Here is a 10,989-nt window from a genome sequence, read left to right as displayed (position 1 = left end):
TTTGGCGGCACAACTCAAATGAATTAAACAAAAGTATCATGGTCCCTCTGACCTTGTGGCCGTACAGCGAACGCCCTACAAAAAATAATGATTTTCTGGCGGCCACCCTACTCTTCCTTCTCTTTATCCAACTGTCTTTATTACGCTTTTACGTCATCAGCGTCTTGAACCGCTAAGCGCGCACCTTGCAGAACTAATGCTGTCAGCAAACGAACTTCTGAGGCCAACTCATCATTCCAAGCAGGCCAAATTCGAGAGATGTACGCATTACTGCCTTCGCCCGGGCTCATGAAGCCATCATTGAATGCGTCAGCCATTTTCTTCAAAGATTTCTCTTCGTCATCTACCCACTGACCGCGGCTAAAGCCCGCTTCAACACAAGCCAACGCCGTTTTCGGGAAATAAGGCAAAGGCTTAGTCATGCCTTCGAAGAACAAGCGAACCAATTCAGTCAGTAGCTGTTTGGCATACTGCACATCGGCAATTTCTGGGTAGATCAAATGCAGCGCGCCTTCTTTACGATCGTAACCAATGATGTGAGTTTTCTTAGCATGACCCGACGCCGACATGGCAAGGTGATCGATCCACGCTGCAAGGTAATCCTGCGATCGAATCTTACCGCTTCGATAGCGAATCAAACCGGATTGGTAGCATTGAGTTAGCCAACCTGTTAGGCGAACGTTTTTCTCTTCGCCTTCATTTCGCTCAAACAAGGAATCAAACGTCAGGTCGATTTCCAAATCGTCTTGAGGCGCACCAGATAAAAACGCCAGTTTATCCACCAGCTCTTCCGCCTGAACTCGGTTGGTTTCAAACTCGATATCACCAAACGCCCCCACCGGCAGTTTGCCTTGCGCGCGCTGTTGACTCATAAAGTGTTTAAGCACCTCTGTTTTTTTCTCTGGCTGCATCAATGTCGCTTCAAGCAAGGTTTCTAACAGCTCATCACGCATTTGATAGCTTTCCAAACCACCTAAAACAAAGGGTTCGTCGTCTTCCATCACCGGTAGTGGCGGTTCAAAGGTTACTTTTAAACGACGATTGAAAAAATACTGCACAGGTAAGCGCCAGAAACGTTGCAACTCGACTAAGTCGAGCTCAAGTGGGAACGTCGCTCCTAACAGATAGTCGTCTAATGCCCGATTAAAATCACGACGAACATAGCCTTGCGATTGACTAGTTTGAGTCAATGCCGCTGGAATCCACTCTTTCGCGTAGCTGGCGTGCATGCCTTGGAACGCACTTGGGCTAAACGGCACCATGGCGTGGGTATTCACCAACGCATTTAATAAGTTGTCGCCAGACTCATCAACGGGCAACGCTTCATCACCACTTAAACAATAGTTTTGGTGGCAGTATTCCATCAGCTCAGAAACCAGAACCGAAGGCACTCGCTCGGTATTGTCTTGGATTGAACGGCCAACATAACTGATGTAGAGCGTTTGTTGTGCAGACAACATCGCTTCGAGGAATAGGTAACGGTCATCATCTCGGCGCGAACGGTCGCCCGGTTTGGTTCTTCCTGTCATCAAGTCAAAGCCTTCTGGCGGCATGGAGCGTGGGTACACGCCGTCATTCATCCCCAGTAGACAAACGGTTCTAAACGGAATAGAGCGCATCGGCATCAGGGTACAAAAGTTCACTTGACCAGCAAGGAAGCGCTGGCTGACTCGTGTGCCAGATAATTTGTTTTGAAGGTATTGGCTGATGATCGACGGCGATAACGCATCATCAAATGCGGCATCAGCTAATTGCTCTTTGAGTTGGCTGAGCGTATCGCGAATGGACTTGAGCGCCATTTCGCCTTCTAACTCAACTGAGAAGAAGTCATCCAGCAGTGAAACCAAAGTCTCTCGCCAACCATCGATAGTTTGAACATGAGAAAGTTTGCTTCGATAAGTGCTAATTTGTTGGATAAAGTGTGCCAACTTGCCCGCCAGCTCTGCGCCCATGCCTTGCACTTCGTTGTACGGAGACAAACTGCCTTGCTCGGTTTCAAACAAACCTGCGGATTCTGGCATCGCGTAGCCAAGCAACATGCGTTGAATACCAAATTGCCATGTGTTTTGACGGGTTTCCGGCAGTTCAAATTCGCGTCCGGTATTGGCATCCAATCCCCAGCGAATCCCCGATTCCTCAACCCATTGTTTGGCTTGTAAAAAATCATCTTCGCTGAGTTCAAAACGCTTTAATATCGCCGGAGTTTCCAGAAGTTCGAGTAGTTCTGATGCCAAACAGCGCGTATTGGGTAAGTTCACCAACTGCATAAATGCGGCCAGAATTGGACTCTCTTGATCGGCGGTTCGGTCAGAAATCGAATATGGAATAAAACGCTCACCCGGCGCGTTACCAAAGACCGCCTGAATCGCAGGGCTGTAAGCGTTGATGTCCGCGACCATCACGATAATATCGCGCGGTTTTAACGTTGGGTCAGCATCGAACATCGCCAATAGTTGATCATGCAGCACTTCCACTTCGCGCATCGGGCTGTGACAAGCGTGTAGGCTCAGTGATTTATCACCCAAGCTAACCACTTGTTTGTGATGACTGTTTTCAATCTGTTGGTCATCTTGATGTTCTTCAAGATTGAGAATATCCGCTTGCAATTGATGGAGCAGACTGTCGCGCTCAACATCAACAAAGGCTTCGATTTCATGAGATTCCAGCTGAGACAACAGATACATATTGTCGCGCCCGAGTTTACCCATGGACGCCAACAGACTGTTTCCGACCACATCGGTGTGCAGCTCATCGATCACATTATCTTCCAATGAACCTTTCAGTTGCTCAGTTTCACCTTGCACTTCCGAGTGATCGTCCTGCCACACAACGTGCTGACGATGTTTCGCCGCCAAACGAGCCAGATATTTGCGATCTCGAACTTCACCCCAATAATAACGACAAGGGTTAGTGAACATCAGATGCACGTCGATGTGTTCACCAATTGCTTTTAGCGCATCCATATAGCGAGGCGGCAACGAAGAAATGCCAAAAACAAACAAACGCTTGGGTAAATGGTCAAAATTGCAGTTAAAACTCTCTAACGTGTCGATAAAATGCTCATAAAGGTTGGCACGGTGATAAGGAGAATGCCCTAATGACACAGTGTGATCATACAACGCTTGCCATAAGATCGGCTGCCACGGATGCTCATCTTCCAGCTCTGGCACACTCTGCCCAGCTTCCCAACTTGCGATCCATTCCGGACGATACACCAAGTAACCATCGAAAATATCGGCAATTTTCTCAGCCAGCTGATACAGCTTAGAGTGGTCACTGTCATCTTTGAGGTACTGCGCTAACGGCGAAAACACCTCTTGGTTGAGAAGCCCCGGAAGCAGATGCATCAACTTCCACGTCATCGCTTCTTTGTTAAACGCACTGCGTTTTGGCACGTCTGGCAACACCTGCGTAAACATTTCCCAAATGAAGGTAGCAGGGAGCGGAAAATCAATGTTCGCAGCAACACCAAACTCTTTGGCCAATTCCATTTTTAGCCACTGGGACATGCCCGGACTTTGAACCAGAATTTGTTCTTTTTCGAACGGGTTTTCCAGCGGACTGATTCGAATCAGTTCGACAAGGAGTGATTTAAGAACGTCAACTTGGTTGGAGTGATAAACAGTAAACAAATTGGGAATACCGAGCGCCGATTGAAACTGTTAGCTAGCTTAGCACAGCCCCATTTAAACCCGCAGTGATCTCGCGTTCGGAAAAAACAAAAGGTTATATATCACTCAAATAGAGTATGAATCTTCTGAATTTTCACATGTCAATCAAGTATGACACTTCCATACAAAATGTGACATTCATCGCAACTATTCCATAATAAAAAACACTGTTTTATACTCCCTCTACCCATCATTTATAAACAAACAAAAAGTATGTTTCGCAAACTGTCTTCCAACAGCGCTTGGCTGATTGCTTTTTTTGCTTGCTTTGCAGTGTATCTGTCGATCGCTTGTTATCCTTTTGTGTTGTCTAACAATCAGAATGAACCGCTAACCTTGTTGCAAGGTTACTATTTAGTTTCGACTCAATATGGCTGGCTGGGCTTGATCGCTCTTCCATTTATGTTGTTGAGTTTATTGCTCTCTTTTCTACCGACTCGAGCATTCAAAGGTATCGTGATCGCTATCGCGATCTGTCTATTGATCATGTTTAAAGTCGATATCCTCGTTTTTCAGCAATACAAACTTCACATCAACGCCCTATTAATCCGTATGTTTTTCGAAGGTGGCGGTGATGTCTTCGATATTTCTTGGATGAGTTGGCTTATCTTCGTCAGTGAAGTTGCCGTTCTGGTGATCGGGCTCGCCTGTACCGTTTGGGTAAGTAATAAACTGGCACAAAGCCGAGCTAAGTTCGTTTTGATCAGCGTTTGGTTTGCTGTATTGCTTAGCACGCAGATGATTCATGCGTACAAAAACGCACTTTACGACGATGAAGTCAGTCAGTTTTCGAATAACTGGCCACTTTACTACCCGCTGACGGCTCGTAAATTTATTTACAAACACGACCTAGTGGATGAGAACATTGCATCGAAGCACCGCGTAGAGTTAACCAACATTGAACGTAGCTCACTCAACTACCCGCTTGCGCCGATTCAAGTGCAAAGCAAAGAGAAACAGCCCAATGTTTTGTTTATCTTGGTTGACGCGTGGCGCTACAGTGATGCGACGCCGGAAGTCATGCCAAATGTCAGCAAGTTCGCCGAAAAAACGGTGAATTTCACACAACATATGAGCGGCGGCAACTCAACTCAAGCGGGTATTTTCAGCCTGTTTTACAGCTTGCCAGCGACCTACTGGGAAAGCTTTTACGCAAGTCAACGCTCTCCTGTGTTTATGGATACGCTGCAAGCAGAAGGCTACCGCATGGGCATTTTTGGCTCAGCACCGCTCACCAGCCCGCCACTTTCTCGCACGGTATTCAAAAAAGTGTCGGACTTGACCCTGAAACAAACTGGAGAAACAGCTGTCGAGCGCGATCAGCAGATAACAGACAAGTTCATCGAGTTCCAAAAGCAGGACAGCGACAAGCCGTACTTTGGTTTTCTGTTCTACGATGCCGCCCACGGCACGGTGTTTCCTGAACCTGAATTTGCGAAATTCAAACCATACTGGGAACGCGTTGACCACATTTTGCTCAACAACGATTTTGACGCTTCGCTTTACCACAATCGATACAAGAACTCGTTGTACTACATCGACAGCTTGATTGGTGATGTGCTGAAAAATGTCGACTTAGACAACACCATTGTGGTGATTTCATCAGATCATGGTGAAGAGTTTAACGACCATAAGATGAACTATTGGGGCCACACGGGTAATTACAGTGACGTTCAAGTGCATGTGCCTCTTTACGTGTACATGCCAAATCGTCAGCCAGAGCAAGTTGATTACCGCACGACCCATTTTGACGTCGTGCCAACCATGATGAATACGCTGTTTGACGTTCAAGGCACAACGAGTTCATACAGCGTTGGTCATAACTTGTTTGATAGCTCTGCCTCTCGCGATTGGTATATTGCAGGCAGCTACTACAACTATGCATTGGTCGGCAAAGAACTGATGCTTGTGGTCAACCCTGGCGGGCACTCTCAGCAACTGAATCGCCAGTTAAAAGTCGAGAAAGAACAGAAAGTTCCTGTCGATATCATTCGTCATTCTCTGGATGAGATGTCGCGATTTTACAAAAAAGGCTAGCGTCCAACATCGACGCCGATTGAAATAAAAAAGCCTCTTGGTTGTAAGACCAAGAGGCTTTTTCCTATCTGCTATTTAAGCGTGATGAGCGTGCATCAAGCGTGGCTGAATCAACAAGTTGTTGATGTATTGTAAGGCCACATAAGAGACAACAAATGTTGCCACAATCAACTCAAGACCAGCTAAGCCTCGCACTTGTTGAACATAGTGCGCAGCCAATCCTTGCAACTCCATCCAATTCGCCATTTTAAACAGCGCCGTCGCACCAATCACCATTGGGAAGGTAAACGCTGCGTAACCTGGGCTAAATGGCAGTCTTAGCAATTTAAAGAAGGCTAAGTAGATGATGGCTGTCATCAATACTGCGATACCAAACAATAGAGCAATAATCACTGGTGAAGGTGTTGCCGTTACGGTTAGGTAACCAGCCAATGATAGGCTTGCTGGTGCCGCCATGATTGCCATAGTTGGTTTCGCTGCATCCGGAATTTCATGGGTGAACATGAAACGGTAAATCATCATCGGCAACATGATCGCGTACGCCACCATACCAAACATCAATGCACCTTGTGCCACTGGTGCTAACATCGGGTTGCCAGAGAAAGACACATCCGCAACGATGATACCCACAGGCGGTACAAACCAACTAGGAACCATGTGGTGCAATTCAAAATCTTTGGCGCGATGGTAAACAAAGCTCACCAAGAACACGATGTGCAAAACCACCGCAATCAGCCAAAGCGCATCGCCAGCTAATGGGTAAAAATGGCCGAGAGAGTTCGATACCACCATAGTGCCCATCGCAAATGTCGGAACCACGCTGCCCACAACCGGATGAGCAAGATCTTGTCTCAACAGATGATTATGTAGCAAAAACTTGGTTGCCAATATAGCCAACAATATGCTTGCGATACCCGCACTAATCCACTGTCCATAGCCATGTAATTCGGCGAAGTTTTCCCAACTCCAACCTAAGCTCGCAATACCAAGAGCCAGACCCGCCATTGGGGTTGGTGCTCCCATTACTTTTGCTTTTGTTCTTTGAATCATTACGACCTCAAAATCTAGGCTAACTTTCTATGGTGTGTATATTACTCTTGCACTTCGTTCCAATATATCTAATTATTTAAAACTAACGTTCAGATAAACTTAACGTAATATCATGCCTAGTCATATCTCTCTTAAACAACTGAAAGTTTTTACTACGATCACTCAGCACAAAACGCTAACTGCGGCTTCTGAAAGCCTGTTTCTTTCTAAGGCGGCCGTGAGTATGGCGCTGTCTGAGTTAGAGAAACAAATTGGTCATCACCTATTTGACCGGGTGAACAACCGCTTAATTCTCAACCAAGAAGGACAAAAACTTTTGCCCCTCGCGGATGAACTCCTCAACCGAGCTCGGGATATTGAGAGTGTGTTCGATGGCGACCAAACCTTATCAGGGCTGCTTCGCATCGGTGCCAGTGACACCATCGGCAACCAAGTCGCGCCCTATCTGTTAAGTGATTTTCGTGATGAAACAAATCACCAGTCGCAGAGTTTATTCATCTCTAACTCTGCCCAGATTTGTGACATGTTGATCGCGTACGAACTCGACATCGCGCTCACCGAGGGCAAGACCATACACCCAGAGTTGGAATCAACGCAATTCAGCGAAGATGAAATGTGTGTGATTTGTCCGCCGGATTACCCTAACTTCGATGAAGGACCTATCAGCCTAAACGAGCTCGAAGACACGGAATGGATTCTGCGTGAGGCGGGTTCTGGCTCTCGAGAGTTCTTTATGCGCGCCATCGCTCCGCGCCTAGAACACTGGCATGAGGCTTTTCAACTCAACACCACCGAAGCGCTGATCAATTCGGTATCTGCCGGACTTGGCCTAGGTTGTTTATCACGCCTATCTGCTGAACCTGCAATTCGCGATGGTCGTGTGAAAATGCTCAACATGCCACTGGATATGAAGCGTCGCTTCTGGCTTTTGATCCACAAAGAGAAGTATCAAAACCCGCTACTGCGTACATTCATTGAATTCTGCCAAGATTGGGAGCGACCAGAGAACCCACATCTTAAAGATGGCTAGTTCGAGATGGGTCGTTCACGGGAGATAGTTCAAGACAGATAGTTCAAATGCTGGTCACTTAGTTGTACACGGCTCTCATTCTGAGGCTTGTCGCTAGACTTAATTGGTCAAAAACTGTATAAAAAGCCAGTATAAAATTTAACAAATTAACTTAGAGGACCAACCATGGCTGTAATCGTCAAGTACGTGGTAGAACGCAATGGAGAAGAGAAAATGACTTTTACCTCTAAAGCGGAAGCTGACGCATACGACAAAATGCTGGATATGGCAGACGAGTTATTCTCACTGCTGGGTAAAAGTGAACTTCTAGAAGACGAAGGTAAGCAAGAAGATCTTGCAATGTTCCTTGCGCAAAACAAAGAAGAAGTGCTTTACGCTCTTGGTGCAAAACGTAAACCTGCACCAAAAAAAGCAAAGAAGCTTGAAGCTGTTGAAGAAGATAGCGAACAAGAAGACGCTGCGTAAGCCTCTCATTTGTTTAGAAAAAACGTCGCATTATGCGGCGTTTTTTTATTCCTGAAGTTAAACACTCTCTACTTCATAAAAACTAACCCCGGTAAACTCGTTTTTAGTCACTAGATTTAAAAAGCTATTGTCGGTATTTGAAGTATAGATGCTTATTGGAGAACCACTTAATTTGAAGAGCCTCGGGGTTGAAACTTTAGCACGATCAATAACAAAACGCTTATATGGTCTAGTTCTATGAACTCTGCCATTTGGCTTGTAGTTTATCTCGCACAGTTCAGTATGTAATGCATCCAATTTAGAAGTCACATTAAGTGCATACCAAATGGAGTTATCCACATTTACAGGTAGGAATTCACAACAATCTCCGAGCGTATCTTTGAACAAGCTCGCTATATCATGGCGAACTACGTACGTACAGCTACCCCAGGCAGCAATCATTGGTTTTATTAAGTCATCGGAATCATCATGCCGGAGCCAATCAAGTGTCAATGGTTGCCAAGTTGATATTTTTGAAGCTCCATTGAATATTGGTAAAACTTCATTATTCACGTCGTCTAAACCCAATAGGCTCGTGTGCTCTAGATATAAATATTTATCCACATCTGGCTGAATACCAAATACCTTAGTAAAAGTTTGTTTTTTAAACTGCAATTTCATTCGCCCTTATTTTTCTGGTTATTGGAAACATGCCCATTTTCAAGTCGTCTCCAATATCCTCTAAAACCTCAACGATATCTTCTCTATCTGCATCCTGAGCAATCGTATTTTCAAGTAAATATTCAACGTTCAAATAGTAAAATGAAGTATGGATACAGGAGTGAGAATAAGCTTCAACCATTTGCGAATGGGGCACATGTTTATTCCATCTTGGTAAAAATACACCATTTTCCGCACTATCTATATCGATTCGAAATGCTGATAGCCTCATTCTGGACTTTGCAGCTCTAATGTCTTTCCATGATACAATATGATGAGCAGCTACATTCTTAGGACGACATTGCCCTGTTTTTTTAAGGATGTTTTTGGCCAAGCGATAACTATGGGCCTTATTATGCTCCCACCTTATATGTTGATTAAGTAAAAGATCATCTTTGGATATCACCCCTCTCTTATACTTAATAGAATCTATCACTGAACCTGCATAAAATATTTGAAATTGCGAAGCTTGCTTGGAAGCGAATAACTTATCACCAGTCACATTAAACAAATCTCTTTCCAGCTCAGACGTTGTAACCGTAACGACTTTTTTACCCATACTGATCTCATTGAAAATGCTTAAAAACGTAGATCAACCTTAATATGAATCAATATGAATATAAAGAATTATTTATCTCAAAACCGAGCCGCCTCAAGCTTGCGCCAAATTTATTTGAACTTATACGACACCTTGTTCTAAACAATTAAAAACATACCTCTGTATCTCGAAAGAACTCGCCAGAATAGGAAAACGCCCTTTCTTTCTAGAGCCGAGACAAGAAACTGCCTTCTATCGTTTCAGCAAAACTCCCCCAATAGACCACCTCGTAGCCACATTTCTCATCAGACAAACATATCTCTAAAAAGACAAAAGGTATCCATCTACGGACTTTCTCCATTTCCCCTCTTTAAACTCCCCAACACTCTCTTTATGATGACCGACAACTTAATTATTTCTTGTCAGTGAACAGACGAGACACAAGACTCAACACATGGAGATCAACTATGGCTTTCTTCTCTCTAGCCTTTGGTACGGCAACTAAAAACCGCGACGGCAAAATCATCGAAGCGTTTTTCCCAAACCCAGTTCTTAACCCAAGCGAAGCGCTTGTTAATGCACTAGCAGCAGTAGCAGGTTACGAGCAAGGCAACCAAGCTATCGAGATCTCTGCAGCACAAAGTGCAGAACTAGCAGCAGCATTTGAAGCAAACGGCGATGCAGCAAACGCATCTTTCGCAGCAAAAGCAGCAGAATCAGCACAACCACTTGTACTGGTTATTCTTGCAACTGACGAGCAGCCACAAAGCGTTGCTGAAGGTTTCCTAAAACTTCAACTTATCTCTAACCGTCTAGTTAAGCCACACGGCACAGTACTAGACGGCATCTTCGGTCTACTGCACAACATCGCATGGACTAACGAAGGTCCAATCGATCTACCAGAACTAGCAGAGCGTCAAATTGAAGCTCGCTTAGCGGGTCGTGCACTAAGCGTAGATTGCGTAGATAAGTTCCCTAAAATGGTGGACTACGTAGTACCAACTGGCGTTCGTATCGCTGATACTTCTCGCGTACGTCTTGGCGCACACGTTGGCGAAGGCACAACAGTAATGCACGAAGGCTTCATCAACTTCAACGCAGGTACAACAGGCGTGAGCATGGTTGAAGGTCGTATCTCTGCTGGCGTAATGGTTGGTAACGGCTCTGACATCGGCGGCGGCGCATCTATCATGGGTACGCTATCTGGCGGCGGTAAAGTTGTGGTTTCTATCGGTGAAAACTCTCTACTAGGCGCGAACGCAGGTCTTGGTTTCCCAATGGGTGACCGTTGTACTATCGAATCAGGTCTGTACGTAACTGCTGGTTCTAAAGTGCGCATGCTAGATTCTGAAGGTCAAGAAGTCGAAGTGGTGAAAGCCCGCGATCTTGCTGGTGTTTCTGACCTACTGTTCCGTCGTAACTCTGTAACAGGTCAAATCGAATGTCTTGCTAACAAGAGCGCGGTTGAACTGAACAGCGAACTGCATAAAAACAACTAA

General features: G+C 45.3%; 8 protein-coding genes. 4 read left to right on the top strand and 4 right to left on the bottom strand.

Annotated features, from left to right (window positions below; translation table 11 throughout):
• Positions 1–140: 140 nt before the first annotated feature.
• Positions 141–3,632 (bottom strand): exodeoxyribonuclease V subunit gamma, encoded by a 3,492-nt coding sequence (recC, locus tag R7P80_RS07220; protein WP_225491519.1) that lies wholly within the window; start codon positions 3,630–3,632, stop codon positions 141–143.
• Positions 3,633–3,884: 252 nt separating this feature from the next.
• On the opposite strand from recC, the gene R7P80_RS07215 reads away from it, so the two are divergent.
• Positions 3,885–5,708 (top strand): DUF3413 domain-containing protein, encoded by a 1,824-nt coding sequence (locus R7P80_RS07215; protein ID WP_225491520.1) that lies wholly within the window; start codon positions 3,885–3,887, stop codon positions 5,706–5,708.
• A 75-nt stretch (positions 5,709–5,783) separates the two neighbouring features.
• Here R7P80_RS07215 and R7P80_RS07210 read toward each other — a convergent pair whose 3' ends face one another.
• Positions 5,784–6,758 (bottom strand): TDT family transporter, encoded by a 975-nt coding sequence (locus R7P80_RS07210; protein ID WP_225491521.1) that lies wholly within the window; start codon positions 6,756–6,758, stop codon positions 5,784–5,786.
• Positions 6,759–6,870: 112 nt separating this feature from the next.
• Here R7P80_RS07210 and R7P80_RS07205 point away from each other — a divergent pair, with 112 nt between their 5' ends.
• Both R7P80_RS07205 and R7P80_RS07200 read left to right on the top strand, forming a co-directional pair.
• On the top strand, positions 6,871–7,788 hold the full coding sequence (locus R7P80_RS07205) for a LysR family transcriptional regulator (RefSeq protein ID WP_225491522.1): 918 nt from the start codon (positions 6,871–6,873) through the stop codon (positions 7,786–7,788).
• Between the two features lie 165 nt (positions 7,789–7,953).
• A complete protein-coding gene (locus R7P80_RS07200; protein ID WP_005380208.1) occupies positions 7,954–8,253 on the top strand; it encodes a YebG family protein in 300 nt (99 codons plus the stop codon).
• A 57-nt stretch (positions 8,254–8,310) separates the two neighbouring features.
• On the opposite strand, the gene R7P80_RS07195 is transcribed toward R7P80_RS07200, so the two are convergent.
• Positions 8,311–8,907 carry a hypothetical protein gene (locus R7P80_RS07195; protein ID WP_225491523.1) on the bottom strand — a complete coding sequence of 199 codons (597 nt, stop codon included), beginning with the start codon at positions 8,905–8,907 and terminating at the stop codon, positions 8,311–8,313.
• Complete coding sequence (locus R7P80_RS07190) at positions 8,897–9,511, bottom strand: AHH domain-containing protein (protein ID WP_225491524.1); 615 nt, start codon at positions 9,509–9,511, stop codon at positions 8,897–8,899. The genes R7P80_RS07195 and R7P80_RS07190 overlap by 11 nt, the downstream gene beginning before the upstream one ends.
• Before the next feature lie 446 nt (positions 9,512–9,957).
• Here R7P80_RS07190 and dapD point away from each other — a divergent pair, with 446 nt between their 5' ends.
• A complete protein-coding gene (gene dapD / locus R7P80_RS07185; RefSeq protein WP_225491525.1) occupies positions 9,958–10,989 on the top strand; it encodes a 2,3,4,5-tetrahydropyridine-2,6-dicarboxylate N-succinyltransferase in 1,032 nt (343 codons plus the stop codon).

This window comes from Vibrio sp. 2092 (genome assembly GCF_033339635.1).
GTDB lineage: Bacteria > Pseudomonadota > Gammaproteobacteria > Enterobacterales > Vibrionaceae > Vibrio > Vibrio alginolyticus.
This window is presented reverse-complemented; position numbering and strand designations above follow the sequence as displayed.